We start from the raw sequence: 25,743 nt of genomic DNA, 5'->3' as shown, positions 1-25,743 counted from the left end.
AGTCGTCGTTCCTCTACAGTGCCCGCTTGGCATGCGCGGACATCTCGCCCATGTTGTCCAGACAGAAGAGTCTCGAGCTGAACTGCCACGACCCGTCGACGCAGGTGAAGCGATCGAAGTAGCGCCCCGCCAGAATAGGTTGCAGGGCAAGATTTTCGGTACCTTGGATGACCGTGACGTACGAGAGTGCCGTCGCTGATTCACCGTCGACCGCGATTCGCGTGTTGGTCAGCAGATGTTTGGTTCGTGGAACCGGCGGATCACCGTACATTCGAATGAAGCCGCTGCAGGCTGCGAACACTGCGTCGGCGTCGGACGAAATGAGCGTGATGGCAACCCCGTCCGGCCCGCACTGCCCGTAGTCGGACGAGGCGAACAATGCAGCGACTTCACGCAATCGGCCCTGATCGATCAGATGCGTGTACTCGCAGAGCAGGTCACGGATCGCCGACTCGGCGACGATCCGTGACAGCTCCGTGGTCATACGGTGATCTCGCGCCGAACCATCTTGCCGGTTGCATTGCGAGGCAGCAGATCGCTGGTGATGCGCCACTTCGACGGCACCTTGAAATAGGACAGTCGCTCGGCGGCGTAATCACGCAGCTCCGCCTCCGTTGTGGCGGCTCCGGGACGCAGGACAACCACGGCGGACACTTCCTGGCCGAGGTCGGGGTGCGGCATGCCGATGACAGCGCACTCGATCACGTCGGGGTGTTCGTCGAGCGTCTGCTCGATCTCGGTGGGGTAGACGTTCTCGCCGCCGCGCAGGATCAGGTCGGAACGGCGACCGGTGAGACGGAGACGCCCGTTTTCGATGACGCCGAAATCGCCGGTGCGGAGCCAGCGTCCGGGGGCAATTGCCGACTCGGTCGCCTCGTCGTTCTCCCAGTATCCGAGCATGACGAAGGGGCTGCGTACGCACACTTCACCTTCGATGCCGTCCGGCAGCCATTCGCCGAAGGGATCGCGAATCTCCATCGAGACGGTGATGATCGGACGCCCGAGAGTGCCTGGGAACTCTTCGAGTTCGGCGCCGACGGCGACCGCAATGGCGGTGCTGCATTCGGTGAGGCCGTAGCTGTCGACCAGAGCATTGCGTGCGAACGGCACCTGCTCCTTGAGGCGTTCCTTGAACGCGGGCGACGACGGCGCGGATGCCAGTGAGAATGCAGTCAACGAAGAGACGTCGTACTTGGCGATGTTGCCGTGCTCGAGTAGCCGCGATGCCATCGTGGGGACAGCACCCCAGTTGGTGACGCGCTCGCGTTCGACCAACCCGAGCACCTTGTCGACGTCGAAGCCGCCCTCGGTCAGGATGACGGCACTGCCCGTCGCGAGACGGGGGACCACCAGATTGTGCAGGCTGGCGATGTGGAAGAGCGGGGAGGTGAGTAGATAACGCAGTGGGCTCGGCTTGGAAGCGTCGTACTCACGGCCGGTGAATGCCGCGCCGATCGCGTCGCTGTACTTGTGGTAGTCGACGACGGCCATCACGTTGCGGTGCGAATGGAGTGCGCCCTTGGGGCGGCCGCTGGTACCACTGGTGAACAAGATGACGGCGGGGTCGTCCTCGTCGATGTCGGTGCTCGGCACGTCGGAGCCTGCATATTCCGCGATGAGCGCGGGCAGATCCTCTTCCATGGTGAGGACCGTGATGTCTGCCGGCAGTTCGGGGAGGGCGGCGCCGCGCTTGGCGTCCACGACCAGAACCTTCGGACGTGAGAGCTCGATTCCGTGGGTGACCTCGCGCGGAACCCACCAACCGTTGAGACCGACTGCGATCGCGCCGAGCGCCTGCGTCGCGAAGAACGTCATGACCCATTCGGGAGTGTTGGCAGCGAGGATGCCCACACGGTCGCCCTTGCGGACTCCGTACTTGTCCCGCAGAGCAGTTGCCAGCGCGGCAACGGAATCGGCATGCTCGGTGAACGAGATTCGACGATCGCTGGTGACGAGATAGTCGCCGTCGCCCCAGGCGCGAGATGCCGAGATCAGTTCACCGATGGCGTGACCGCGGTTCTTCATCACAGGCATGACGGTGCCGAGAACCTCTTCTTCGACGATCTCGAATGGCCCACCTGGACCGGTGAGGCGTGAGACCGCCTGGTCCAGAAGCAACTGCGGATCTGCGGGGGCAGTCATGGAATGGCCTTTCGTATTGTGGCGCTTTTCACGTCACAAAATCTCACGAGAAAATCATATCTGTGGCGGCGGTTACCACTGAGCGAGACTGGGACCGTTCCGGCTCTGAGGCGTCGATACGTTCGAGTCGTATCGCAGTTGGAGTAATCGACATTCCGATATCGACTAGGACACAGGACACGATGACGAACACCGCCACCGAAGCATCTTCGAATGCAGCTCTTGCAGCTCCTCAGCGCGAGGACGTCGCGCAGATGTTGATCGACCGTCTCGGTGATCAGCACCTGGGCCTGCGGACGCGGACGCAGGACTGGAGCTGGGACGAGGTGGTGCGCGAGAGCGCAGCGCGCGGCTCGCTGGCGAAGTCGCTTCGCGCGCCCGGACCGTTTCACATCGGAGTACTTCTCGAGAACGATCCGGAGTTCCTGTTCTGGCTCGGCGGCGCGGCCCTGACCGGGGCCACGATCGTCGGCATCAATCCGACCAGGCGTGGAGCTGAACTCGAGGCTGAGGTCCGGTACGTCGACTGCCAGCTGATCGTCACCGACAAAGCAGGCTACGAGAAGCTTGCCGGCCTGGACCTCGGGCTGACCGAAGATCGTTTCGTCCTCGTCGACGACGCGTCGTACCCGGACAAGATTGCAGCACATCACGTCGAGTCGCCTCAGATCGACCTCGGTGTCGACGCGTCGACGCTGTTCTTGCTTCTCTTCACCTCGGGCACCACCGGAATGTCCAAGGCAGTGCGGTGCAGCCAGGGGCGTCTGACGCGGTTGGCCTACGCGAACTGCGCCAAGTACGACATCGACCGCGACGACGTCTGCTACTGCTGCATGCCGCTCTTCCACGGCAACGCGTTGATGGCTCTGTGGGCGCCGGCCCTTTCGCAGGGAGCTACGGTCTGCCTCGTTCGTAAGTTCACGGCCTCGGGATTCATGCCGGACGTTCGGTTCTACGGCGCAACATATTTCACCTACGTCGGTAAGGCCTTGGGGTATCTCATGGCGACGCCGGAACTGCCCGACGACATCGAGAACACCCTCACCCACGGCTTCGGGACCGAGGCGTCGCCGGGGGACAAGGCAGAGTTCATCCGTCGTTTCGGTGCACAACTTTTCGAGGGATACGGTTCGAGTGAAGGTGCCGGTTCAGTAGTGCTCGATCCGAACCAACCTGCCGGAGCACTGGGCCGTCCCGCGAGCGAGAACATCGTCATCGTCGATCCCGATACGCGCGAAGAGCGACCCCGCGCAATTCTCGACGAGCACGGTCACGTGCTGAACCCCGACGAATCCATCGGCGAGATGGTCGACAAGGCCGGATCGAAGAAGTTCGAGGGGTACTACAAGAACGAAGACGCGATCGCCGAGAAGATTCGCCACGGTTGGTACTGGACAGGCGATCTCGGCTACGTCGACGAGGCCGGCTTCATCTACTTCGCGGGACGCAAGGGCGACTGGATCCGGGTCGACGGTGAGAACACCTCGGCCCTGATGATCGAGCACATCCTGCGTCGGCACCCCAAGGTGATCGCCACGGGTGTCTTCGCGGTGCCGGATCCGCGTTCGGGTGATCAGGTCATGGCTGCGATCGAGGTCGCCGATCTCGCCGATTTCGATCCGGTCGAGTTCGCCGACTACCTTGCCGCGCAGGCGGATCTGGGTACTAAGGCAGCGCCACGATTTGTTCGCGTTTCGACCGACCTGCCCGTCACGGGCTCCAACAAGGTACTCAAACGTGAACTTCAAGCCGATCGCTGGCGGACCGACGAACCAGTGTTCCACTGGGTGGGCCGAGGCACTCCCGAATACACGTTGATGACCGAAGCTGACGTGGTGAACCTGGAGAAGGAGTTCGAGACGCACGGCCGCACGCGGTTCCTGTGAGTGGAGTTGCGCTGGTGACCGGCGCTTCCCGGGGGATCGGCCGAGAGTGCGCGCTGGCATTCGCGCGCGCCGGATTCGACGTTGCAATCACTGCTCGCACCGTTCGTGAAGGAGAGGGACGGGCAGCCCCGCGAACGAGGCAAGGCGAGCAAGTGATTCCGGTGCCCGGCAGCCTGGAGACGACGGTTGCCGAGATCAAGTCCTTCGGTGTGCGCGCATTGGCCGTTCCGATGAACCTGCTCGATCTGGCATCCGTCCGCGGCGCCGGTGAACGGGTGCTGGCCGAGTGGGGACGTGTCGACGTGCTGGTGAACAACGCCTATGCGCAGACTGTCGGAAACATGGACCGGGTGCTCGACATCGAGATCGACGACGCTCAGGCGATGGCGATCGGGAATTATCTGCACCAACTCGCTCTGGTCCAGGTGATACTCCCGTCGATGATCAAGAGCGGCAACGGCGTAGTGGTCAATCTGGCATCGGGCTCGGCGACCATGGATCCGCCTGCGCCTCCCGGCGAGGGTGGTTGGGGTCTGTCGTACGCCGCGTCGAAGGCGTCGTTCGGACGTATTGCCGGAGCGATCAACTCCGAGTACCGAGACGCCGGAATCAAAGCGTTCAACCTGAGTCCGGGATTTGTCATCACGGAATCAGGGAAAGCCCGTGGTGGCGCGGACGCAATCGTGGAAGCCGGATTTGCGGCCACACCGGCATCCGTACCCGCTGCAGCGGCGGTGTGGCTTGCAACAGATCCCGATGCGGACCGGTACCTCGGTCGCGTCGTGGATGGTCCGAAATTGATGGCGACACTGGAGGAAACGGTATGAAGCTCGGCGTGGTCGTTCCGGTCGAACTGGGTCGAAGCGGAGACCCTGATTGGATTCTGCAATTCGCCCGTGCGGCCGAGTCGCTGGGTTTCGACGAGATCTCGGCAGTGGAGCACTCGGTGGTCATCGCCGACACCGCGAGCGAGTACCCCTATTCTCCGACCGGCAAATCGCATCTTCCCGATGACTGCGACATCCCGGATCCGCTCGAACTGCTTTCGTTCGTGGCGGGTGCCACAACCACCTTGGGCTTGTCCACTGGAGTTCTGGTGCTGCCCAATCACAATCCGGTAGTGCTCGCCAAAAGATTGGCGACGCTCGATCGCCTTTCCAGTGGGCGATTGCGCATCTGCCTCGGCCTGGGGTGGATGAAGGAAGAGATCGAGGCGTGCGGCGGTGACTTCGAGCGCCGCGGCAAGGTAGCCGATGAGGCCATCGCGGTGATGCGTTCACTCTGGGCGGGCAAGGAAGCAGTCGATTTCGACGGCGATTACTTCTCGTTCAAGGGTGCGTACAGCTGGCCGAAGCCGCACCGCGAATCCGGAGTTCCGCTCTACATCGGTGGACACAGTCTCGCTGCTGCTCGGCGAGCAGGCCGGTTGGGTGACGGTTTCCAGCCGCTGGGACTGGCCGGTGAAGATCTCGACAAGGCTGTAGCGGCGATGAAAGCGGCTGCGGTGAAGGCAGATCGAGATCCTGCCGACGTATCGCTGGTACTCGGTGCGACACTGCCCAGGCTCGACGAAGCGAAACTCGACTGGGCACGCGGGTTGGGAGCCGATCGAATCGTGTTGTCCGCGAGTCGTCGTGGCACGTCGCTGGAACTGATCATCGACGAAATGGCCGAATGCTCGAAGCGGCTGGGGCTGAGTAACTAGGAGTGCGGGCGTGACCGGCAGCCATCGGAGCGGCTGCCGGTCATTGCTGTCGGAACGTCGATCAGTTATTGCTTGGTCAGCAATTTGCTCCGGAGCTTTGCGATCGTGTCGGCGTCAAGTTTCAGCACGTCCTGCGAAAACTTCTCCCACCCACCGAACTGGTCGCGAATCTTGTCGAGTACTGGCTGAATCTGGCTGGGACGCTGCTCCATCAACGGTTTCAACAGATCGACATCGATTCCTTTCGAAGACAGAAACGTGTAGGTCTGTTCGTTCTTGGCTTTGTTGTAGGTGTTCGACAGGACGAAGTCGTCGACGATGGTCTTGTCAGGAACACCCAGAATGCCGAGAAGTAGAGCTGTCATCAGTCCAGTGCGGTCTTTGCCTGCCGTGCAGTGGTAAGCGACTGCGGACTCGGAATCGGCGACGGTCCGTAGGGCTTGGGAATACCCGGCCATTCCGTCAGGCTTGGACAGTTGGTCGACGGCGCCGGTGTCGCTGATCCGGACGGCTTCACCGCCCCCGAGCACCTGCTCCACGATTGCAGGGTCACCAGATTTCAGGGCACTCGTAATCGCTGTGGCAAGAGCCTGAGTGCCGGCATCCAGGACTGCCGTGTTGACCACTTTCACGTTCGCGGGAACCTTGTCTGCTCCGTCCTTTGCGATCTCGCTGTCACCTCGGAAATCGACAACGGTCCGGATGCCTGCGTTCTCGATCGTTTGTTGATCGTCAGCAGTCAGATCGCTCAAGCGGTCGCCACGAAAAACCAGGCCCCACTTGACTGATCGGCCGTCGGCTGTCTCGTATCCGCCGACATCACGCACGTTGGCTGCGCCCTGCAGCGTCACGTGGCGGGTTGACGCGATGGTGGAAGTGCCGTCCTCGTCTATGACCTCGAAGTACCAGCGTGACAGTGGGTCGAGGCCGTCGACCTCAGTGGAGAAGCCGTCGACCGTGCCAATTTCCTTTCCTTCTGCGGCTGGGTTTTTCGGGTCGGTGGCGGCGAATACACGCACCTTTTCCGAGCCGCCGTGTTCCCAGACCAGTGAGTAGTGTCCGGCGGACGCTGATGTCACGTCGAGGTCGGTCGGCGTTTTCGCCGACTCGGCCTTGCTGCATGCGCCGAGTACGAGCATGAGTCCTGCCGCCGACAGCGCAAGAACTCGAGTTTTGCAAGTAGCCATGGGTCCTCCGAATCCAATTGGAAATCGGAGGCTACGCACCAGTGATCACTGTGTCGTGACCGTGTTGTGCAGAGCGGGAAAACTGCAGGCTGGAGTGCTTGTCGCCGATGATGATCAGGGATGGGCCAGCCCGTTCAGGAGCATCGCGCCGACAAAGATGGCACTGCTTGCGCGGGCGCTGCAGGACGGGTTGATCGCAATCGACGAACTCTGATCGAAGCGCGAGCGATCGGGTGCGTCGATCCGGGAGTCAGTCGAGGGCGGTGGCGTCGGTTGTCGGCGTCTTGGTGCCGGGAGTCGCTTCGATGTCGAGAACGACCTGGCTGTCGGTGGCTTCTTCGGGGAAGACGTACCGACGCATGGCCCACCAGCGGAAGGCCGTCGCCAGCAGGGTCCCGATGATCGATCCGCTGATGAAGTCCGCGAAGTTTTCCATCAACACCGACACCTCGGGTTGACGCAGATGGAACACGTACCGGGAGGTCCAGAGTGGTACCTGGTTGATGGCCAAACCGATACCCGCGACGATGAAGAACAGAGCGGCCTCGTGATGGCGCTGTCGACCACCGCGCTGCGCAAACGACCATTCGCGGTTGAGGACGTAGGACAGAACCGTCGCGATCAGGACCGCAAGGATGTTGGCCGTCACCGGGTGCTGAGGCAGAACCGTCCACTTGATGCCGAAGAACAGCACCGTGGTGACGATGAAGGCGATGCCGCCGACCACCAGGAACTTGAGCATTTCTGCGTGCGGCAGGACGCGCACGAGAACCCGCTCAGGAAGCCTATTGACCATCTTTTCGACAAACGCCATTGTTCGAGGCTAACCCTGAATACGACCGAGGGCACAAATCGTCGATGCCCGTGTCGGCAAGATCATCAGAATCCGTACCCGAGAATTGCGGGCTTCTGCGCGTTGAAAGCGAAGTCGAAATTCAGGATCTCCTGCGGATCGGACGCGTGGAGTCGGTGCGCCGCCGCGAAGGTCTTGGCCTGGTGCTCGCCCAGGTACAAGCTGCTCAGGACATCAGAGGGCATCGTGATCGCAGGCACCGCGTCAGTGGCCGTACAGGTGGCCTTGCCGTCCTTGACCTGAAGTGCGAAGGTTCCGCCGGCCTTCAGGAACGGATCTTCGACCTTGATGACTGTGTCCAGGTCAGCAGCATATTCACGAGCCTCGAGAGCCGCGGGAACGTCCATGATGCGCAGCCACAGTCGATCGGAGCGCGTCGTCGTCCGGGCAAGGCGGTAGTCCGTGAGCATCAGCCGGAGTGGATCGGCAGGATGCTGGCGTGTCTCGATCCGGGTGACGAGGTCGAGGCCGCAGATCGTGCGCCACAGCGCCGCGTGCGCATCTTCGGTGATCGTCACGAACTCGTCGATCCGGGCGATGCTGTCGCGGCCCTCGCTCGTGTGCCGGTAAGCGATGTATCCGTCCGCGTGTGTCAGAAAGAACAGTCCGGAGGCGCCGTCACGATCCTCCGACGGGTCGGCGAACATGTGGTCCCAGAGTGGTTGCGGACGGACCTGCGCGCCGGGAGTCTGCAGTCGCCAGCGGTCGTAGATCTCGGGAAGAAGCGTCGAGGCAGCTTTGATGTCGACGATGGACACGCCACCGTTGTCGGGCACCTCGGGGCGGAATCGTGCGAAGCGGCGATCGAGGGTGATGCCTTCGCTGAAGGTGGCCGGGCCGTATCCGAAGCGGTTGTAGATGCCGGCCTCGCTGGCCGTCAGGGCCGCAAGTGGTGCTCCGGTCGACTCGATGTGGGCGTGAAGTGCAGTGAACATCGAGCGTAGGACACCACGTCGACGGTGAGTCGGGGCGACGGATACCCAGGTGATTCCGCGCGTGGGGAGTTGGCGTCCGCCGGGCACGGTGAATTCCATGTCGATTTCGATGGCCACGCCGACGGGTAGGTCACCGTCGACGGCGAGGATGATGTCCTCGGGCTTGTAGAGCGCCTTCGTCAGTTCGCTGACCGCGGGAGACGGGTGAAAACCGAACCCCACCGAGTCGAGTAGTTGGAGAGCCGGCCAGTCGCTCTCGGTAGCGGTGCGGATGGTGATCTTGTTTTCGGGGCTCACGTATATCGACTTTGGCATAGATTGCGTGAAGACGCACATGAATATCGGGGCTGACGTTTCCGCACCGGCTCCCAGGGGTACCGCCCGACGGACCAGCCCTGCGGCACGGAGAAAACCGATACGGAGAAACACTGTGGCGATCACCGACATCAAGGAATATGCCCATCTCACCGAGGAAGACGTCGAAGCGCTCGGGCGCGAGTTGGACGCCATTCGGCTCGACATCGAGGAGAAGCGCGGCGCGCACGACGCTCGATACATCCAGCGGACGATCGCGTTTCAACGCTCTCTGATGGTGGCCGGCCGCATCGTCTTGTTCGCCAGCAAGAAGAAGCCTGCCTGGATTCTGGGGACTGCGCTGCTGGGGGTCGGCAAGATCATCGAGAACATGGAACTCGGCCACAACATCATCCACGGCCAGTGGGACTGGATGAACGATCCCGAGATTCACTCGAGCAACTGGGAGTGGGACAACACCTGCCCGTCCTCGGGATGGAAGCACTCGCACAACTTCACCCATCACAAGTTCACCAACATCGTCGGACTGGACAACGACGTGGGCTACGGAATCATGCGCGTCACGCGCGATCAAAAGTGGCACGCCGACTATCTCTTTCAACCGATCACGAATTTTGTGCTCGCGACCCTCTTCGAGTGGGGAGTGGCACTGCATCACCTCGAAACGGACAAACTCCGCAAGGGTGAGGTGAAGTGGTCCGAGAAATCGGACATGGCCAAGGACGTCGGTAAGAAGATCGCGCGTCAGGTGGCGAAGGATTACATCCTGTTCCCCGCCCTGACCGGCCCCGCGTGGAAGACCACGTTGACGGCGAACGTCGTTGCGAACCTCATCCGAAACTACTGGAGTTACGCCGTCATCTTCTGCGGGCACTTTCCCGACGGTGCCGAGAAGTTCACGCTCGAGGAATTCGAGAACGAATCGCGCGCTCAGTGGTACCTACGACAGATGCTGGGCTCTGCCAACTTTCATGCCGGTCCCGTCATGGCCTTCATGAGCGGCAACCTCTGCTACCAGATCGAGCATCACTGCTTCCCGGATCTGCCGAGCAATCGGTACTCGGAAATCGCGGTGCCGTTGCGCGACCTGTGTGACAAGTACGACCTCCCGTACACGACCGGGCCGCTGTGGAAGCAGTACGGATTGACTCTGCGCACCATCTGGAAGTTGTCGCTGCCCAACAGGTTTCTCTCGGCTTCCCAGGACGACGCTCCGGAGACGCACTCGGAGTTGAAGTTCCGCATCCGAGGCGGAATCAAGGAAGTGTTCGGCGTCGATCCGCAGACGGGTAAGCGGCGCGGACTGCGAACAGCGATCGCGATGGTCTCGAGCTGATCAGTTACCGCTTGTGCGCCATTGAACGAACCACGAGATCGCCGGTCGACTGGATTGCCTGCACCAGCACGATCAAGATCACGACTGCGACGAACAGCACCGGTGTGTTGAATCGTTGGTAGCCGTACTTGATTGCGAAGTCGCCGAGTCCACCGGCGCCGATGGCACCTGCCATGGCCGAGAAGCCGATCAGCATCACCGCCGTCAGGGTTGCTCCTGCTACCAATCCCGGAACGGATTCGGGCAGTAGCACCTTGGTGATGATGTCTTTGTCGGTGGCGCCCATGGACCGCGCTGCCTCGACGCGTCCGGAATCGACTTCACGCAAGGCGTTCTCGACGACGCGCGCAAAGAAGGGCACCGAACCGATGGTCAGCGGGACGATCGCTGCCGTGGCGCCGAGCGCTGTTCCGACGATCGCCCTCGTTGCCGGGATGAGGAGCACCAACAAGATGACGAACGGCAGCGAACGGCCGATGTTCACCACGGTGCCCAGAACCGAATTGAGGACGCGGTTGGGACGGATTCCGTCGGGCGCGCTCGCGTGCAACAGAACACCGAGAGCGATTCCGATGATCACGGTGAGCACGAACGAGACACCGACCATGTAGAGCGTGTCGAGTAGGGCTTCCCATGCTTCGCCCAGGGAATCCTGCCAGGACGTCTTGTTCATGAGAACGTCACCTTCACTCCGCGCTGCGAAAGATGTTCTTCGACAGACTTTCTTGTCTCTTCGTTGCTGACGAGTCCCGTGTGTGAGGCGAACTCCACGCGAAGGCGACCGACCTGATGGGATCCGATGTCCTCGATACCGCCGGAGATCACGGTGACGTCGACGTCGAGATCTCGTGAGAGTTGGGAAATCACGGGTGAGGTGGACAGTGAATCGACAAAGGTGAGGAGCGCCGGAATTCCGGTCGTGGACGTTCGTACCGTTCCGGTCGGCAGTAGCGCCTCTCCGAGGGGTGAGTCCGGGTCTGCGACCAGTTCGGTGAGCGTTCCCTCGTCGACGATGCGGCCCTGATCGATCAGCGCAGCGCGATGGCAGATCCGTCGAACCACGTTGAGCTCGTGGGTGATCAGAACAATGGTCACACCGAGTCGTCGATTGAGATCGGCGAGCAGGTCGAGGATCGAATCGGTTGTGTCCGAGTCGAGGGCGCTCGTGGCCTCGTCGCACAGGAGGACGTCGGGTGAAGCCGCCAAGGCTCTCGCGATGCCGACGCGTTGTTTCTGGCCGCCGGACAGTTGCGAGGGGAAGGCGTCACGTCGGTCTTCCAAGCCCACCAACTCGATCAGCTCGTCGACGCGGGCACGTCGATCTGCCCGCGAGTATCCCGCCACTTCGAGAGGGAAGGCGATGTTGGCGGCGACCGAACGGGAATGCAGCAGGTTGAAATGCTGGAACACGACACCGATCCGCTTGCGTGTGTCGCGCAGTTGCGCTGGGCTCAACGCGGTCAGATCGGTGTCGCCCAACAGAATCCGGCCACTGGTCGGGCGTTCGAGCAGGTTGAGGCAGCGCAGCAAAGTCGACTTGCCGGCGCCGCTCTTGCCGATGATGCCGAAGATTTCGCCGTCTTCGATTTTCAGGGATACAGAATCGAGTGCATGCAGAACCTTTGTGCCGCTGCGGTATTCCTTGGAGACCGATTCGATCGAGAAGACCATGACGGGTCTCGATCAGGTAGCGCTGGCCGGAATGACCGAGCCCTGATAGGTCTGCTCGATGAACGTCGCGACGTCGGCGGACGTCAATGCCTCGGCCAACTTCTGTACTCGCGCATCGTTTTCGAGCGAGGTGCGTACGGTCAGGACATTGGCGTACGGGTTGCCCTCGGCCTTCTCGAGCACCAGGGCGTCCTTGGCCGGGTTGAGGCCACCTTCGATTGCGTAGTTGCCGTTGATGATTGCGAGATCGACATTTCCGTCGTCGAGCGTGCGCGGCAACTGCGGGGGATCGACCTGGGTGAACGTGAGTCCCTTGGGGTTGTCGATGATGTTCTTCTCGCTGATCTGCGTGATGTCGGTGCCGGGGGCGCCCAACTGCTGATCGAGCTTGATCAAACCGGCCTGCTGCAGCAGGTACAGCCCACGGGCGAAGTTCGTCACGTTGTTGGACAAAGCGACCGTTGCGCCCTGGCGCAGGTCGGCCACGTTGGTGACCTTCTTGGAATATGCACCGAGCGGCTCGACGTGGACTTTCGCCACTGCGACCAGGTCGTCGACGCCCTTCTCCTTCGACCACGATTCCTGGTACGGCACGTGCTGGAAGAAGTTGGCGTCGGTGTCTCCGGCTTCGAGCACCTCGTTGGCGTCGAGATCGCCGGTGATCTCGCTGACCTCGATCTTGGTGTCACCGAGCAGGCCCTTTTCTTCGACGAACTTCAGGATCTCGGCGTGCGGAACCGAAGAAGCGACGATGCGAAGAGGTGCGTTCTCGTCGGAGGAGTTGTCGCTCGAGCACGCGGCTACGGTTCCGACTGCGACGGCGGCCACTGCGAAGGCAGCGAGGAATCTTCTGGTGCGCGAGCGTGACATGTGAATCTCCAAGACATAGCCGAACGCACGCCGAGATGGCGTGACAGTTGCTGAACGCTAGCCCGGTAAACCTCCCGTGAGGAGATACAGAATCACCGCGATTTTTTCATGTACCTATTGTCCGAGCAGGATGACCGGAACGTCCTCGGCAAAATCGACTACCAGTTCGCGACGCGAGAACAGCCAGGTGCCGTCGATCTTTTCGAAGCTGTCCTGGTAACGAATCTCGATCCGGTTGTCCCGGTGGCCCTCGCCCCGCGGATAGATGTGGTGGGCGGAGCAGTAGGCCTCACCGTGCGCAGTGGTGGGGCCGTCGAGGTCGAGGATCTGCTGCTCGACGATGTGCCGGGTCGAGTGCAGATGTGAGACGGCATCGACCACCGAACTGCTGACGACGGAATTCCCACGTATCTCCGTCGGCGCACCCGTTCCGTTCAGTGCCGGCGGCAAGACGAATGCCACGTCGTCAGTGAAGAGAGCCGCAAGTGCAGTGGTGTTTCGGCGGTCGACGGCCTGTGCGTACCTGGCGGCCAAGTCGGTGAGAGCGACGCGATCCGAGGAGTCCATGCGCATATCTCACCCTATGTGACGCCGCTCATGTTTCGGCTTCCCGCTCATCGAGACACTCACAGCGCCCACCTGGGCATCTGGTTAGCGTCCAGGCCAAGAGTTGCCAGCCATGAATGCCATAGGAGAAACAGCGATGGATCTGAGGGAATCGCCCGAGCAGCAGGAGCTCCGCAAGGAGTTGCGCGCGTACTTCGCGGCGCTGCTGCCGGAAGAGAAGCGTCGCGCGGCCGGCGAGCAAGGTGTGGGTGGCGAGTACTTCCGCGAGATCGTGAAGTTGCTGGGCAAGGACGGTTGGCTCGGTATCGGCTGGCCCAAGGAATTCGGTGGACAGGGACGCTCCATCGAAGAGCAGTTCGTGTTCTTCGACGAGGTTCAGCGCGCAGGTCTGCCGTTTCCCTTCGTGACGGTCAATACCGTCGGACCGACGTTGATGAAGTACGGCACCGAAGAACAGAAGGAACGTTTCCTGCCCGGCATCCTGGCCGGCGACATCGTCTTCGCAATCGGGTACACCGAGCCCGAGGCCGGCACCGACCTTGCGTCACTCAAGACTCGTGCGGTTCTCGACGGTGACGAGTGGATCGTCGACGGCAACAAGATCTTCACCAGTGGCGCCAACACTGCCGACTACGTGTGGCTGGCCTGCCGCACCGACGCGGATGCCCCCAAGCACAAGGGAATCTCGATCCTGATCGTCCCCACCGAGGATGCAGGCTTCGAGTGGTCACCGATCAACACCGTCGGCGGTTTGATGGTGACGTCCACGTACTACTCCGGCATTCGAGTTCCGTCGAAGGACGTTGTGGGCGAGGTCAACGGCGGCTGGCAGCTCATCACGGCTCAGCTCAACCACGAGCGAATCGGCCTGGCGGCCATCGGTGGTCGCACGTACGGTCTGTGGAACCTGGTCCTGGACTGGGCCAAGGAAAACGGCGCCATCGACATCCCGTGGGTGCAACAGGACTTCGCTCGCACACACGCCAAGCTCGAGGCCATGCGACTGCTGAATTGGAAGATGACGGCAGCCGTCGCACAGGACACGCTCTCCGGAGCCGACGCCGGTGCCACCAAGACGTACGGGACCGAGACTCACGTCGACGTCTACCGCACCCTGCTCGGAATTCTCGGCTCCGCCGGTCGCATCCGCCCCGAGTCTCCGGGCGCTCTGCTTGCCGGTCAGATCGAGCAGATCTCGCGTCAGGGTGTCGTGAACACCTTCGGCGGCGGCGTCAACGAAGTTCTGCGGGACATGGTCGGCACCATCGGCTTGGGACTCGTTCGCGAAAAGAGGGTCAAGTGAGCGACATTTCGGCGCAACTCGACGCTTTTGTAGGCCAGACGCTTGTTCCCACCACCTGGGGGCCAGACGAGGTCAACATCCCCATGATCCGGCATTGGGCCGAGACCATGGGCGATACCAACCCCGTCTACCTCGACGACGACGCTGCCCGCGCCACCGGTCGTGACGGCGTCGTCGCTCCCGCTCAGATGCTTCAGGTCTGGATCATGCGGACCTTTACCGACAAGATGGCGGGCAACGACCCGTCGCAGGTGTGGACCGATCTGATCGCCACCCTCGACGCAGCCGGCTACAGCTCTGTCGTGGCCACCGATTCCGATCAGGAGTTCTTCGCCGAACTGCGCCCAGGCGATCGCGTTAACTACACCGAGGTCATCGAGTCGATTTCGCCGGAGAAGAAGACCGGCCTCGGTGTCGGACACTTCGTCACGACGCTCAAGACCTACCGCAACGGTGACGATCAGGTTGTCGGCACCCAGCGGTGGCGGACGCTGCGGTTCAAACCTCAGGAATCTGCTGCGCCCGAAGCTCCTCGTGCACTGCGTCCGCGTCCGGCTCTCAACGCGGACAATGCTTTCTGGTTCGAAGCGGCCAAAGAGCACCGTCTGGTGATCCAGCGCTGCACGTCCTGCAAGACGTTGCGTCATCCCACCGGCCCGATGTGCGGCGAGTGCCAGTCACTCGAGTGGGACACGATCGACGCGTCGGGTCGTGGCACGGTGTACAGCTTCGTGGTCAATCACCACCCCAAGATCGACGCGTTCGACTACCCGCTCGTCGTTGCGGTAATCGAACTCGAAGAGGGAACCCGATTGATCGCCAACATGGTGGGTATCGCGCCCGAAGATGTCGTGGTCGACATGCCCGTGGAACTTGACTGGATCGACGCCGACCCGGATCTGACGCTTCCCGCGTTCCGGCCGGCCGTACGCGAGGAGCACTGATGGACTTCAATTTCAGCGAAGAGCAGGAAGCAATTCGCGCACTGGCCGACGAGGTCTTCACCAGCAAGGCAACGATCGAGCGCACCAAGGAGATCGAACTCTCCGCTGAGCGCGTCGACCGTGAACTGTGGCGTGAGCTCGCGAGCACCGGGTTGCTCGGTATCGCCCTGCCGGAGGAGTTCGGCGGCGGTGGCCTCGGCTTGTCCGAGCTGTACGCACTGCTCGAACAGCAGGGACGTCACGTTGCGGCCGTGCCGATCTGGGAAACGACCCTTGCAGCATTGGCTGTCAACGAATTCGGCTCTGATTCCCTTCGCGCCGAACTCCTTCCGGGAGTTGCCGACGGCAGTCGATTCCTGACCGTCGGTCTCGAAGAGTTCGGTCCGTACACGGGCGGCGACCCACTGACCACGGCTGAGCAGGACGCCGACGGCAACTGGACCGTGACGGGTGAGAAGGCAGTAGTGCCGATGACTCACGTCGCGAACCTTGCTCTCGTTTCGGCAACCGCTTCCACCGGTACGGCACTGCTGCTGGTCGACCTGAGTGCCGAGGGAGTGACGCTCGAACAGACGCAGTCCACCAACTGGGAGATCTGTGCCAACGTCACCTTTGCCGGTGCCCCCGCGCAGCTGATCGGTGCGGCTGACGGCACCACGGTTCCGTGGCTGATCGACCGCGTTCAGCTGGCATTGGCCGCAATCCAATGGGGCGTCGGGTCGGGTGCAGTCGCGCAGGCCGTCACGTACCTGAACGGCCGCAAGCAGTTCGGCCGTCCGCTGGCGACCTTCCAGGCCGTCAATCATCAACTCGCTGACTGCTACATCGATCTCGAAGCGATGCGCGTGACACTGTGGCAGGCCGCCTGGCGCATCTCCGAGGGACTGGATCTCGGCACCTCGGTACTGGTCGCCAAGTGGTGGGCTACCGACGGCGGACAGCGCGTCGTGCATCGCACCACGCATGTTCACGGCGGCATGGGCGTCGACACCGACTACCCGGTTCACCGTCACCTGTTGTGGGGCAAGCAGATTGCTGCCACCCTCGGTGGTTCCAGCTCCGATCTAGCGCGTCTGGGTGCGCAGCTCGCATCCGGTGTGGAGGTGCTCGCATGACCGTTCTTGCCGGTCGTAGCTACGCAGACGTCGTTGTCGGAGAGGCATTGCCCGAGTTGGCGATCCCGCTGACCCGCACGTTGATCGTCGCCACGGCAATCGCCACTCGCGATTTTCAGGACGTGCACCACGATCCGAGCCTGGCCCAGGAGCGTGGCTCGAAGGATGTCTTCATGAACATCCTCACGAGCAACGGTCTTGTCGGTCGATACGTCACGGACTGGGCCGGATCTGCATCGACCCTGCGCCGCATCGCCATTCGTCTCGGGGCGCCCAACTACCCGGGTGACACCATGACGATGACCGGTGAGGTCGTGTCCAAGGAAGACGGAGTGGTCGTGGTCAAGGTGCAGGGTGCAAACAGCCTCGGCAACCATGCATCCGGCACCGTCGCAGTCGCTTTCAAGGAAGAGGAGAGGCCCTGATGGCGATCAGCCCACTCTCGGGAGCCGCCGCCATCGTCGGCATCGGATCCACCGAGTTCTCCAAGAACTCCGGCCGCACCGAACTGCAGTTGGCGTGTGAGGCCATCGTCGCGGCACTCGCTGACGCCGGTATCGATCCGTCCGAGGTCGACGGTCTGTCCACCTACACGTCGGAGACGAACGGCGAAGCGATCGTGGCTCGCAACTGTGGTCTCGGCGAGCTGAAGTTCTTCTCGCGCATTCACTACGGCGGCGGCGCTGCGTGTGCCACCGTGCAGCAGGCAGCCATGGCAGTTGCGACGGGTGTTGCCGACGTCGTGGTCTGCTACCGCGCCTTCAACGAGCGCTCCGGTGTGCGCTACGGCCTGGGCCAACACGATCGACCGATGGACAGCACGGCTGACCGCGCCGCGTATGCGTGGATGACTCCTCAGGGATTGTCGACTCCCGCTCAGTGGGTCGCCATGTTCGCCCGCCGCTACATGCACCAGTACGGTGCGACGAGTGAGGACTTCGGACGAGTTGCAGTGGTGGCGCGCAAGCATGCCGCCAACAACCCGGCTGCTTGGTTCTACGAGCGTCCGATCACGCTCGAGGACCATCAGAACTCGCGCTGGATCGCCGAGCCGCTGCACCTGCTCGACTGCTGCCAGGAAACCGACGGCGGCCAGGCATTGGTCATCGTCTCTGCCGAGCGCGCAAAGGATCTGGCCAACAAGCCCGTCGTCATCAAGGGCGCCGCTCAGGGCAGTAGCAAGGATCAGCACATGATGACCAGCTACTACCGGCCCGACATCTCCGGTATCCCGGAGATGGGCCTGGTTGCTCGTCAGCTGTACGGCCAGAGCGGCCTGACACCGGACGACATCAACGCCGCGATCCTGTACGACCACTTCACTCCGTTGGTGCTTCCCCAGCTCGAAGAACTGGGCTTCTGCAAGCCAGGCGAAGCAAAGGACTTCATCCGCGAAGGCAACCTCGAGATCGGTGGACGCCTGCCGTCCAACACTCACGGTGGTCAGGTCGGCGAGGCGTACCTGCACGGTGTCAACGGAATTGCCGAAGGTGTGCGACTGGTGCGAGGCACGTCGACCAACCAGCCCGAGGGCGTCGAAAACGTATTGGTCACAGCCGGAACAGCAGTACCCACCAGCGGTCTCGTTCTCGGCGCTGTTTGAGAGAGGAAAAGACAGTGACAACTTCGGAAGCTGCGAAGACCGCCGGCGATTGGCGTGGAGCCGATCTCGGGACCCGCACCGTGTCGTACACCGAGCGCGACGCGATCCTGTACGCACTTGCCGTGGGCGCCAAGGCGACCGAGCTGGACCTCGTCTTCGAGGATCAGCTTCGGGTACTGCCGACCTTTGCTCTGACGCTGGCGCAGTGGGCTCCCGACGCTCTGGGTTCGGCGGGCGCCTTCGACACCTCGACGGCACTGCACGGCTCGCAAGAGCTGAAAGTGCTTGCTCCGCTTCCGCGTAGCGGTGACGTGACCTTGAAGGCTTCGGTCGGCGAGGTGTGGGACAAGGGCGCAGCGGCCGTGTTCGAAGTGAAGGTGGAGTGCGAATACTTCGTCGCGACCTGGTCACTTTTTGCCCCCGGTGCCGGTGGATTCGGCGGAGAACGTGGACCCTCACGTCCGGCGGAGCCGACCGGCGAGCCTTTGTTGACCGGTGTGTTGACCACAGCGGAGAACCAGACGGCGATGTACCGGCTCCTGGGCGACAAGCACCACATCCACATCGATCCCGAGGCTGCGGCGCGGATCAACCAGCCGCGTCCGATCATGCACGGCCTGTGCACGTTGGCCGCGAGCACGCTCGAGCTTGCCCGGGTCGCCGGAGTGCATCCGGCGGACCTTGTGAGCCTCGAGGGTCGATTCGCTGCGGCAATCCATCCGGGTGAAGCGCCGTCCATCGTTGCGTGGGGAACTCCCGACGACCTGGCCTTCCAGGTCACCAAGGGTGATCAGGTAGCGATTTCCGGTGCACGAGTGAGCTTCTCCGCTCGCTAGTCCCTCCAGACTCAACTGCGGGGTGCTTGACCCCTCGTCGCGCCCCGCAGTTGTTCACACGAAGAAGCAGCCCCCGAGCGAATCCGCTCAGGGGCTGCTTCGTATTTGTTTCAATCCTGGTGGGTCGCCATGTAGCGAGCCGGGTACTCACCGCCGCCGTGAACGGCGATGTCGGCGCCGTTCACGTACGAGGAGAGCGGGCTCGCCAGGAACAGGCAGGAGTTGGCGATATCGGCCGGCACGGCCATGCGCTCCATCGGAATGGTCCTGGTGACCGCAGCGCCGCCGTCGGCGCCGTAGACCTCGGCGGCAGCCTCGGTACGGATCAGGCCGGTGGTGATGTGGTTGATCCGGACCTTCGGCGCCCATTCGAGGGCCAATGCCTTGGTCAGAACGAGGAGGCCTGCCTTGGCTGCGCTGTACGCCGCGGTTCCGGGCTGCGGGTCGATCGCCGAGACACTGCCGATGTTGATGATGGCGCCGCCGTCGTCCTGAGTCTGCATCACTGCATTTGCGGCCTGGGCAACGTTGAAGGGTGCCAACAGGTTCAGGGCCACGATCTTCTCGACGAAGCGGGGTGACACCGTCGCAGCGTCGGCGTCGGGGGAGCCGCCGGCGTTGTTGACCAGGACGTCCAGACGGCCGAAGCGCTCGACGGCATCCTGGACGAGGGCTGCGGCGTCGGCGGGATCGCGGACGTCCGTGGCGCGAAAGGCTGCGCTACGACCGTCGGCGGTGGGTAGGTTTTCGGGCTCGTTACGGCCACAGACCAGGACGTTCGCACCCGCGGCGAGGAAGGTTTCGGCGATGACGTAGCCGATGCCTTTGGTGCCGCCGGTGACGATCACCGAGCGTCCGCTGAAATCGACGGGGTTGGGCAGTGTCACGGTGGAGCCTTCCTGGTGCGGTGCCGAGCTGAATTGCCGCCCAATGTGATTGACGCGACGTGGTCGCACACCTTAGGGTCAAGCAAGTGCTTGGTTGTTTTGTAGGTCGAGTGTAGACGACAAACAGCGGCAGTCACCAGAATCGACCGGTCCCTCCCGCAAAAGGGACCTCTGCGTCGACGGACATTGGAGTGGTCACATGGGCAAGCTCGAAGGCAAAGTCGCACTCATCACCGGTGCGGGTCAGGGAATCGGGCAGGGGATTGCCCTGGCCTTGGCCAAAGAGGGCGCCGTGATCGCCGTTTCCGGCCGCACCGAATCCAAGTTGCACACCACGTGCGGACTACTGGCTGACATCGGTGCGCGCGGTGAGGCGGTGGTCTGCGACGTCAGCAAGAAGGACGACATCACCGACGCCGTGGACCGTACCGTCGAACTGTTCGGCGGAATCGACATCCTGGTCAACAACGCCAACGACTGCAAGCCCGGCCCACTCTTGAGCGTGCTCGACGAAGACTTCGAGCGTTCCTTCGCGACGGGGCCGCTCGCCACCCTGCGCATGATGCAGGCGTCGTACCCCCACATGAACAGTCGTGGCGGTGGCGTCATCATCAACATGGTCACCTCGGCGGCGGTGCGCTGGGATGCCAGTAACTACGGCGCTTACGGTTCCATCAAAGAAGGCATGCGCTCGTTGACCCGCGCTGCCGCCTGCGAATGGGGCAAGGACAACATTCGCGTTCTCAATGTTGCCCCGCACGCCAAGACTCCCGCGTTGCAGTGGTGGATGGACAAGAATCCCGAAGAGGCAGCGGCATTTGTCGCAGGTATTCCGCTGGGACGCGTCGGAGACCCCGAGGCCGACATCGGTCGTGCCGTCGTCTTCCTCGTCAGCGAAGACGCCGGGTACCTCACGGGTGCCACGATCCCGCTCGACGGCGGCCAGTCGCGCTGGGGCTGACCGCCATCGACCCGATCAGGTCATCACGGCGCCGCCGTCGACGGCAATCGTCTGGCCGGTGACGTTGCGAGCCTTGTCACTGAGCAAGAAGGCGACCATCTCGGCGATGTCTCCGGGTGTCTGAGCTCGACCCATCGGAACCATCTGTGCGACAAAAGAATCGAAGACGTCAGCATCGGAAACATCTGTGAGCGAGGGATCGCGTCGACGCAGTTCCTTGATGGTTCGAAGCCACATGTCGGTGAGGATCAGCCCGGGCATGACCGTATTCGAGCGAAGTCCTCGAGTCGCGCCGATCCGGGCGACGCTGTGACTCATCTCGATCACGGCGGCCTTCGACGGTCCGTAGTGCGCGAGCATGTCACCGCCCAAGCGGGCACCGATCGACGCGATGTTGACGATCGCTGCCGGACCCTCGGTTCTGCTCACGAATTCGCGGCACATCAGGAAGCTGCCCTTGGTGTTCACCGCAAAGGTGTTGTCCCACTGGTCTTCGGTGATCTCGAGGAACGGAGTGAAGACGCCGATTCCGGCGCCGTTGACGAGTGCAGTCGGGCTTCCGGCCGATGCAGCCACGTCGAAGGCGTTCTTGACGTCACCTTCACGTCGAACATCGCATCGTGCCGTGTGGACTGCTACGCCAAGGCTTTCCAGGCGTGCTGCGGTGTCGGCGAGTGCAGCCTCTTCGATGTCGAGGAGAAGCAGGGTGCCGAAGTCCTCCGCAAGGCGCTCGGCAATAGCGGCGCCCAACCCGGCAGCTGCGCCGGTGACAATGGCTACGGGCGCGCTCACGGCAGGTGCGTTTCGAGCAGTGGGGCAAGCAGTTCGGCTGCGCGCGCCGCCGTGATGACCTCGCTCGGGTCCACCTTGGTCACGACTTTCGAAGCAGAATCTTCGTAGACATGCTCACCGATGAGTCGCCCCTGCTCGTCGTACGGCCAGACAAATGCCAAGGTCCGACGCACGAGATACCAACCGTCGGGGTCGATGTCCGACGACTGTTCGGGGGCTGCGGGGGTGGATCCACCCGATTCGTGCACCGCGCCGAACACCCCGTCTCCCAGAATCGATCCTGGGACGAATTGACTGAAGAGAGTCTCACCCGAGAATCCGCTGTCGGAGACCGCGAAGTCGGACTGTCCGGTCCACATGACAAGGGTGTCCGTCTCGGCGAGTGACTGGTAGAAGTTGGTGACGGCGTCCATGCCGTCCAGAACAATCGACTGCCCGTCTTCGAACAACCGGTAGACGGGTTCTTCTACGGTCATGTCGGGCGAGAGGATTTCCTTGTAACGACCGGAGACCTCGAGCAATGCGTGGCGCCGGTAGTTTCGGAGGATCTTCTGGTGCCGCGGATTGTCGATGGTTCCCAATTGCTTTTCGACGCCATCCATCATGTGGACGAATTCGTGCTCGTACTTGCTCATCACATCTCCTGGTTTCGCGGATTCGGCGGGCTGTCCGGATCTGCGACAACTGTGACCTGACGTGGCATTCGCTGTACATGTAGAACTTCGTTCGACAATTGCCGGTTTGCTTAACTCCGCTGTTCAGATACCGTGATGTTCATCACTTTGCTGGCGAACAGCGGCCTAAGACAACCGAATGGACGGTAATGAAAAAGGCGAGAAGAGGTGAAGATCTGAATCTGCGGTTGGTGTCCTCGTTGCTCGTCGTCGTGGCGGAAGGGCACTTCGGCCGAGCGGCAGACCGGTTGTTCGTCACGGCGCCTGCTCTCAGTCAGCAGATTCGTCGACTCGAGGAACAGGTGGGTGTCGAGTTGGTTGATCGCAGTTCGCACCCGGTGGTGCTCACCGCCGCGGGTGAGGTGTTCGTCGCGGATGCGCGGCCCGCTCTCGAGTTCGCCGTTCGCGCGATGAACGGGCTCGACGCACTCGAGCGTCGGCGGGCCAGGCGGTTGCGGATCGGATTCATCAACGGGGCGGCCGGAAGTTTGGGACGTGCGGTGATCGATTCGTTGCATGCGGAGGTGGAGCTGGTCCAATTGGACTGGTCCCAACAGGTTTCCGCGGTGGCGAGCGCGACCGTCGATGCCGCCTTCGTGCGCCCTCCACTGCCGGTGCTCGACGGTGTGGTGCTCGAACGGATCGGCGTCGAACCGCGGGTGGTGGCCCTGCCTCGAGGACACCAACTGGCGGGCCGTACGAGCATCGAGATTTCTGAAATAGATGGGACTGTGCAGGTTTCGAGTGACGGTGCGCCACCCGAATGGGTGAAATGGTGGTCGGTGGACCCGCGCCCCAGTGGTGTACCCGTCCGGTACGGTCCCTCTGTCCGCACGATGGACGAAGCGCTCGAGGTTGTCGCCAACGGTCGGGCGGTGGTGATAACGGCAGCAACCATTGCCGAGTACTACACCCGCTCGGATATCAGTTTCGTGCGCATTTCCGACATCGAGCAGTGTTCGATCGATCTGTGTACCCGTGAGGGCGACAGCAGTCCGGCAGTGATCGAGCTACGCAAAGCTGTTTCAGCCCTCGGTGCCGACAGGTGATTGCCGTGTCCTGATGTGATGCGCATGTACTCGGATGAAATACGCATTCTTGCCGTCATGGTTTTAGTCGGTTAGACTAAAACCATGAAAACGATCAGCACGGCACTTGAAATCGTCGAGGCAGCACGAGTTTCGGCCGATGTGTTCGGGGGGGGCTCCAGCGATCTCGACACCCGTCGCGCTGCAAAGCGTCGTTTTCATCGGCTCGCCTCAGCCATTCATCCGGACCGGGTGAAGCCCGAAGATCGGGTGCGATACTCGGCCGCAACATCTCGATTGAACGAGCTTTACCGCAGTTGGACAGCGGAGTTCGAGCCGGCAGATTCTCGACCCGTTTATGTCGGCGAGCGGGGCGAGTACACGTTGGGTGGATTGGTAGCGCGCGGCTCGGTCGCTAACCTGTACCGGTCCGATGCCGGTGTCGTACTGAAGATTCCGCGAGACCCTCGGGCGAACTCGATGATCGAGGCCGAACGGAATGTGTTGACGGACATCGAGAATTCGTGCGAAGCCGGTTGGGCAGTCTCGTACTTCCCGCGATTGATCGATCAAATCACCCATGTGGGCAGCGGCACGAGACGTCAGATCGATGTGTTGGACGATCTGACCGAAGGTTTTGTGAGTCTCGCCGACGTCCGTGAGGCGTATCCAGGTGGCCTCGATCCACGGGACTGGGCGTGGATGCACCGACGGCTACTTCGGGCTCTGGCAGCAGCGCATGCGACTGGTTGGGTGCACACGGCGATTACCGCGGAGAACGTGCTGATCGAGCCTGATCGGCACGGGGTGGTGCTGGTCGGCTGGTCCTTTGCCACCCGTACGGGCAGCCGCCCGGTGGCGACGATCGGTTCCGATCGTGATTCGTACCCACCGGAACTCGGCGAAGGAGCGTCTCCGGCCTGGGACGTCTACATGGCTCATCATTTGATGCTCCGAATGCTGGGCGAGCAGACCCACGAACGGATGAAGGTGTTTGCCGACGGCTGCATGCAGGACAACCCGAGATTGCGTCCCGACGCGGTCGACCTACTGGGTGAGTTCGACGAACTCCTCGATCTTCTCTATGGCCAGCGGACATTTCGTCCGTTCGCCGTTCCATCCACGAAAGGACAGTGATTGTCATGGGCTACGGAAACTGGGACGACAACACCTATTTGGCGGGCAAGACTTTTCGTGCCGCACGCGGTGTCGACGATTTCGGTTACACCGATTCGCTTCGGTCGCGTCCGCGAAGCAGTTGGAAAGCGGACCCGACCCTCGACCCCTTCGGCGTCGACAAGCGTGAATGCCGAGACTCGGCCGGGCACCCCGATTCTCTCCCGATAGCAGTGCTTTTCGATGTCACCGGCTCGATGGGCGCTGTTCCTCGAATCATGCAGGACAAGCTCGGAAAGCTGCACGGGCTGCTGCAACGCAAGGGATACGCGGATGATCCGCAGATTCTGTTCGGTGGTATCGGCGACGCCGATTCCGATCAGGTGCCACTACAAGTCGGTCAGTTCGAGTCGGGTAACGCGATGGACGAGCAGCTTCGGACCATCTTCCTCGAGGGCAACGGTGGTGGACAGAAGTCGGAAAGCTATGAATTGGCAGCATATTTCATGGCGCGCCACACCAGTACGGATGCCTGGGAGAAGCGCGGAAGGAAAGGCTACCTCTTCATCATCGGCGACGAGCTGAACAAGCCGCGGCTCTCGGCTCGTCACATCCGTTCGGTGATCGGCGACAAGGTACGTCAGGACGTATCGGTCTCGTCGATCTACCGTGAACTCGAAGAAAGATGGAATGTCTACTTCGTTCTGCCAGATCAGTCGTCGTACTTCAACGATCCGGAAATCGCGGATCACTGGAAGAAGTTGCTCGGTGAACGCTTCGTCAAACTCGACGACCCCGCTGCGGTGTGCGAACTGATCGCGCTGACGGTCGGAATCGGTGAGGACCGCATCGACCTGCGTGACGGACTGGCGGATCTCCGCGACATCGGTTCAAGAGCTGAAGCCGAGACCGTCGGCAAGGCTCTCGCTGTGATCCCAGGGCGCAGCACCGCGACGGTGGCCGGGTTGCCCCACGATCTCGGAACCGATACGGACGATGTCGATTTCGCATAGAAGG

26 protein-coding genes are annotated in these 25,743 nt (G+C 62.1%); 14 read left to right on the top strand and 12 right to left on the bottom strand.

Annotated features, from left to right (window positions below; genetic code table 11):
• Window positions 1-13 precede the first annotated feature (13 nt).
• Both KTR60_RS24190 and KTR60_RS24185 read right to left on the bottom strand, forming a co-directional pair.
• Entirely contained in the window at window positions 14-484 is a 471-nt protein-coding gene (locus tag KTR60_RS24190; protein ID WP_042448401.1) for a nuclear transport factor 2 family protein, read from the bottom strand.
• A complete protein-coding gene (locus tag KTR60_RS24185; protein ID WP_007732670.1) occupies window positions 481-2,142 on the bottom strand; it encodes a class I adenylate-forming enzyme family protein in 1,662 nt (553 codons plus the stop codon). The genes KTR60_RS24190 and KTR60_RS24185 overlap by 4 nt, the downstream gene beginning before the upstream one ends.
• A gap of 254 nt (window positions 2,143-2,396) precedes the next feature.
• Between KTR60_RS24185 and KTR60_RS24180 the strand changes: the two genes are divergently transcribed.
• Genes KTR60_RS24180 through KTR60_RS24170 form a run of 3 tightly spaced genes read left to right on the top strand, consistent with a single transcriptional unit; the run spans window position 2,397 to window position 5,733 of the window.
• The gene (locus tag KTR60_RS24180) at window positions 2,397-4,028 is read left to right on the top strand and encodes an AMP-binding protein (protein ID WP_371684398.1); all 1,632 of its coding nucleotides are present in this window, start codon (window positions 2,397-2,399) and stop codon (window positions 4,026-4,028) included.
• The gene (locus KTR60_RS24175) at window positions 4,025-4,855 is read left to right on the top strand and encodes an SDR family NAD(P)-dependent oxidoreductase (protein WP_050656579.1); all 831 of its coding nucleotides are present in this window, start codon (window positions 4,025-4,027) and stop codon (window positions 4,853-4,855) included. The genes KTR60_RS24180 and KTR60_RS24175 overlap by 4 nt, the downstream gene beginning before the upstream one ends.
• On the top strand, window positions 4,852-5,733 hold the full coding sequence (locus KTR60_RS24170) for an LLM class F420-dependent oxidoreductase (protein ID WP_050656578.1): 882 nt from the start codon (window positions 4,852-4,854) through the stop codon (window positions 5,731-5,733). Before KTR60_RS24175 ends, KTR60_RS24170 begins: the two co-directional genes overlap by 4 nt.
• Window positions 5,734-5,798: 65 nt before the next feature.
• On the opposite strand, the gene KTR60_RS24165 is transcribed toward KTR60_RS24170, so the two are convergent.
• The 3 genes from KTR60_RS24165 to KTR60_RS24155 form a co-directional block, all read right to left on the bottom strand.
• A complete protein-coding gene (locus tag KTR60_RS24165; protein WP_228401327.1) occupies window positions 5,799-6,920 on the bottom strand; it encodes a tyrosine-protein phosphatase in 1,122 nt (373 codons plus the stop codon).
• A 250-nt stretch (window positions 6,921-7,170) separates the two neighbouring features.
• Window positions 7,171-7,734 carry a GtrA family protein gene (locus KTR60_RS24160; RefSeq protein WP_003939753.1) on the bottom strand — a complete coding sequence of 188 codons (564 nt, stop codon included), beginning with the start codon at window positions 7,732-7,734 and terminating at the stop codon, window positions 7,171-7,173.
• A 65-nt stretch (window positions 7,735-7,799) separates the two neighbouring features.
• Entirely contained in the window at window positions 7,800-9,005 is a 1,206-nt protein-coding gene (locus KTR60_RS24155; protein WP_042924862.1) for an enhanced intracellular survival protein Eis, read from the bottom strand.
• 133 nt (window positions 9,006-9,138) lie between these two features.
• On the opposite strand from KTR60_RS24155, the gene KTR60_RS24150 reads away from it, so the two are divergent.
• On the top strand, window positions 9,139-10,359 hold the full coding sequence (locus KTR60_RS24150) for a fatty acid desaturase family protein (RefSeq protein WP_021331991.1): 1,221 nt from the start codon (window positions 9,139-9,141) through the stop codon (window positions 10,357-10,359).
• 4 nt (window positions 10,360-10,363) lie between these two features.
• Here the strand turns inward: KTR60_RS24150 and KTR60_RS24145 are convergent, their stop codons facing one another.
• The 4 genes from KTR60_RS24145 to KTR60_RS24130 all read right to left on the bottom strand — a co-directional run bounded on the left by KTR60_RS24145 (window position 10,364) and on the right by KTR60_RS24130 (window position 13,473).
• Complete coding sequence (locus KTR60_RS24145; protein ID WP_007732650.1) at window positions 10,364-11,032, bottom strand: methionine ABC transporter permease; 669 nt, start codon at window positions 11,030-11,032, stop codon at window positions 10,364-10,366.
• The gene (locus tag KTR60_RS24140) at window positions 11,029-12,030 is read right to left on the bottom strand and encodes a methionine ABC transporter ATP-binding protein (RefSeq protein ID WP_047270724.1); all 1,002 of its coding nucleotides are present in this window, start codon (window positions 12,028-12,030) and stop codon (window positions 11,029-11,031) included. Before KTR60_RS24140 ends, KTR60_RS24145 begins: the two co-directional genes overlap by 4 nt.
• A gap of 12 nt (window positions 12,031-12,042) precedes the next feature.
• Complete coding sequence (locus tag KTR60_RS24135) at window positions 12,043-12,900, bottom strand: MetQ/NlpA family ABC transporter substrate-binding protein (RefSeq protein WP_003940478.1); 858 nt, start codon at window positions 12,898-12,900, stop codon at window positions 12,043-12,045.
• Between the two features lie 114 nt (window positions 12,901-13,014).
• Window positions 13,015-13,473, bottom strand: coding sequence for a nuclear transport factor 2 family protein (locus tag KTR60_RS24130; RefSeq protein WP_030537000.1), 459 nt, complete (start codon window positions 13,471-13,473; stop codon window positions 13,015-13,017).
• A gap of 130 nt (window positions 13,474-13,603) precedes the next feature.
• Between KTR60_RS24130 and KTR60_RS24125 the strand changes: the two genes are divergently transcribed.
• The 6 genes from KTR60_RS24125 to KTR60_RS24100 are packed head-to-tail and all read left to right on the top strand — an operon-like array spanning window position 13,604 to window position 19,268.
• Window positions 13,604-14,770: an acyl-CoA dehydrogenase family protein gene (locus tag KTR60_RS24125; RefSeq protein ID WP_003940442.1), complete on the top strand. Its 1,167-nt coding sequence runs from the start codon at window positions 13,604-13,606 to the stop codon at window positions 14,768-14,770.
• Window positions 14,767-15,714 (top strand): bifunctional MaoC family dehydratase N-terminal/OB-fold nucleic acid binding domain-containing protein, encoded by a 948-nt coding sequence (locus tag KTR60_RS24120; RefSeq protein WP_064687713.1) that lies wholly within the window; start codon window positions 14,767-14,769, stop codon window positions 15,712-15,714. The genes KTR60_RS24125 and KTR60_RS24120 overlap by 4 nt, the downstream gene beginning before the upstream one ends.
• Complete coding sequence (locus KTR60_RS24115) at window positions 15,714-16,829, top strand: acyl-CoA dehydrogenase family protein (protein WP_125051992.1); 1,116 nt, start codon at window positions 15,714-15,716, stop codon at window positions 16,827-16,829. The genes KTR60_RS24120 and KTR60_RS24115 overlap by 1 nt, the downstream gene beginning before the upstream one ends.
• Entirely contained in the window at window positions 16,826-17,254 is a 429-nt protein-coding gene (locus KTR60_RS24110; RefSeq protein ID WP_003940399.1) for a MaoC family dehydratase, read from the top strand. Before KTR60_RS24115 ends, KTR60_RS24110 begins: the two co-directional genes overlap by 4 nt.
• Window positions 17,254-18,432, top strand: coding sequence for a lipid-transfer protein (locus KTR60_RS24105; RefSeq protein ID WP_003940050.1), 1,179 nt, complete (start codon window positions 17,254-17,256; stop codon window positions 18,430-18,432). The genes KTR60_RS24110 and KTR60_RS24105 overlap by 1 nt, the downstream gene beginning before the upstream one ends.
• Before the next feature lie 14 nt (window positions 18,433-18,446).
• Window positions 18,447-19,268, top strand: a complete 822-nt coding sequence (locus KTR60_RS24100) for a MaoC/PaaZ C-terminal domain-containing protein (RefSeq protein WP_058226567.1) — start codon at window positions 18,447-18,449, stop codon at window positions 19,266-19,268.
• A 110-nt stretch (window positions 19,269-19,378) separates the two neighbouring features.
• On the opposite strand, the gene KTR60_RS24095 is transcribed toward KTR60_RS24100, so the two are convergent.
• Entirely contained in the window at window positions 19,379-20,155 is a 777-nt protein-coding gene (locus KTR60_RS24095) for an SDR family oxidoreductase (protein WP_003940546.1), read from the bottom strand.
• A gap of 199 nt (window positions 20,156-20,354) precedes the next feature.
• Between KTR60_RS24095 and KTR60_RS24090 the strand changes: the two genes are divergently transcribed.
• Complete coding sequence (locus tag KTR60_RS24090) at window positions 20,355-21,116, top strand: SDR family NAD(P)-dependent oxidoreductase (RefSeq protein WP_228401326.1); 762 nt, start codon at window positions 20,355-20,357, stop codon at window positions 21,114-21,116.
• A gap of 15 nt (window positions 21,117-21,131) precedes the next feature.
• Here KTR60_RS24090 and KTR60_RS24085 read toward each other — a convergent pair whose 3' ends face one another.
• Entirely contained in the window at window positions 21,132-21,908 is a 777-nt protein-coding gene (locus KTR60_RS24085; protein WP_007732641.1) for an SDR family NAD(P)-dependent oxidoreductase, read from the bottom strand.
• Entirely contained in the window at window positions 21,905-22,543 is a 639-nt protein-coding gene (locus KTR60_RS24080) for a hypothetical protein (protein ID WP_125051988.1), read from the bottom strand. Before KTR60_RS24080 ends, KTR60_RS24085 begins: the two co-directional genes overlap by 4 nt.
• A 188-nt stretch (window positions 22,544-22,731) precedes the next feature.
• On the opposite strand from KTR60_RS24080, the gene KTR60_RS24075 reads away from it, so the two are divergent.
• From KTR60_RS24075 to KTR60_RS24065, 3 genes are all read left to right on the top strand, one after another.
• Window positions 22,732-23,631, top strand: coding sequence for a LysR family transcriptional regulator (locus KTR60_RS24075; protein ID WP_063315783.1), 900 nt, complete (start codon window positions 22,732-22,734; stop codon window positions 23,629-23,631).
• 84 nt (window positions 23,632-23,715) lie between these two features.
• A complete protein-coding gene (locus tag KTR60_RS24070) occupies window positions 23,716-24,747 on the top strand; it encodes a hypothetical protein (protein ID WP_228401325.1) in 1,032 nt (343 codons plus the stop codon).
• A 5-nt stretch (window positions 24,748-24,752) separates the two neighbouring features.
• The gene (locus KTR60_RS24065; protein WP_042924860.1) at window positions 24,753-25,739 is read left to right on the top strand and encodes a hypothetical protein; all 987 of its coding nucleotides are present in this window, start codon (window positions 24,753-24,755) and stop codon (window positions 25,737-25,739) included.
• The last annotated feature ends 4 nt before the right edge of the window (window positions 25,740-25,743 follow it).

The organism is Rhodococcus sp. C1 (genome assembly GCF_020809065.1).
Lineage (GTDB): Bacteria > Actinomycetota > Actinomycetes > Mycobacteriales > Mycobacteriaceae > Rhodococcus_F > Rhodococcus_F qingshengii.
The sequence above is the reverse complement of the archived record's forward strand: the minus strand, read 5'-3'. Positions and strand labels throughout refer to the sequence as shown.

Bases quoted from the DNA above. Each gene is read 5' to 3' on its own strand.
- KTR60_RS24190 (WP_042448401.1), bottom strand. From the start codon at position 484: ATGACCACGGAGCTGTCACGGATCGTCGCCGAGTCGGCGATCCGTGAC.
- KTR60_RS24185 (WP_007732670.1), bottom strand. From the start codon at position 2,142: ATGACTGCCCCCGCAGATCCGCAGTTGCTTCTGGACCAGGCGGTCTCA.
- KTR60_RS24180 (WP_371684398.1), top strand. From the start codon at position 2,397: ATGTTGATCGACCGTCTCGGTGATCAGCACCTGGGCCTGCGGACGCGG.
- KTR60_RS24170 (WP_050656578.1), top strand. From the start codon at position 4,852: ATGAAGCTCGGCGTGGTCGTTCCGGTCGAACTGGGTCGAAGCGGAGAC.
- KTR60_RS24165 (WP_228401327.1), bottom strand. From the start codon at position 6,920: ATGGCTACTTGCAAAACTCGAGTTCTTGCGCTGTCGGCGGCAGGACTC.
- KTR60_RS24160 (WP_003939753.1), bottom strand. From the start codon at position 7,734: ATGGCGTTTGTCGAAAAGATGGTCAATAGGCTTCCTGAGCGGGTTCTC.
- KTR60_RS24145 (WP_007732650.1), bottom strand. From the start codon at position 11,032: ATGAACAAGACGTCCTGGCAGGATTCCCTGGGCGAAGCATGGGAAGCC.
- KTR60_RS24140 (WP_047270724.1), bottom strand. From the start codon at position 12,030: ATGGTCTTCTCGATCGAATCGGTCTCCAAGGAATACCGCAGCGGCACA.
- KTR60_RS24135 (WP_003940478.1), bottom strand. From the start codon at position 12,900: ATGTCACGCTCGCGCACCAGAAGATTCCTCGCTGCCTTCGCAGTGGCC.
- KTR60_RS24130 (WP_030537000.1), bottom strand. From the start codon at position 13,473: ATGCGCATGGACTCCTCGGATCGCGTCGCTCTCACCGACTTGGCCGCC.
- KTR60_RS24125 (WP_003940442.1), top strand. From the start codon at position 13,604: ATGGATCTGAGGGAATCGCCCGAGCAGCAGGAGCTCCGCAAGGAGTTG.
- KTR60_RS24115 (WP_125051992.1), top strand. From the start codon at position 15,714: ATGGACTTCAATTTCAGCGAAGAGCAGGAAGCAATTCGCGCACTGGCC.
- KTR60_RS24110 (WP_003940399.1), top strand. From the start codon at position 16,826: ATGACCGTTCTTGCCGGTCGTAGCTACGCAGACGTCGTTGTCGGAGAG.
- KTR60_RS24105 (WP_003940050.1), top strand. From the start codon at position 17,254: ATGGCGATCAGCCCACTCTCGGGAGCCGCCGCCATCGTCGGCATCGGA.
- KTR60_RS24090 (WP_228401326.1), top strand. From the start codon at position 20,355: ATGGGCAAGCTCGAAGGCAAAGTCGCACTCATCACCGGTGCGGGTCAG.
- KTR60_RS24080 (WP_125051988.1), bottom strand. From the start codon at position 22,543: ATGAGCAAGTACGAGCACGAATTCGTCCACATGATGGATGGCGTCGAA.
- KTR60_RS24075 (WP_063315783.1), top strand. From the start codon at position 22,732: ATGAAAAAGGCGAGAAGAGGTGAAGATCTGAATCTGCGGTTGGTGTCC.
- KTR60_RS24070 (WP_228401325.1), top strand. From the start codon at position 23,716: ATGAAAACGATCAGCACGGCACTTGAAATCGTCGAGGCAGCACGAGTT.
- KTR60_RS24065 (WP_042924860.1), top strand. From the start codon at position 24,753: ATGGGCTACGGAAACTGGGACGACAACACCTATTTGGCGGGCAAGACT.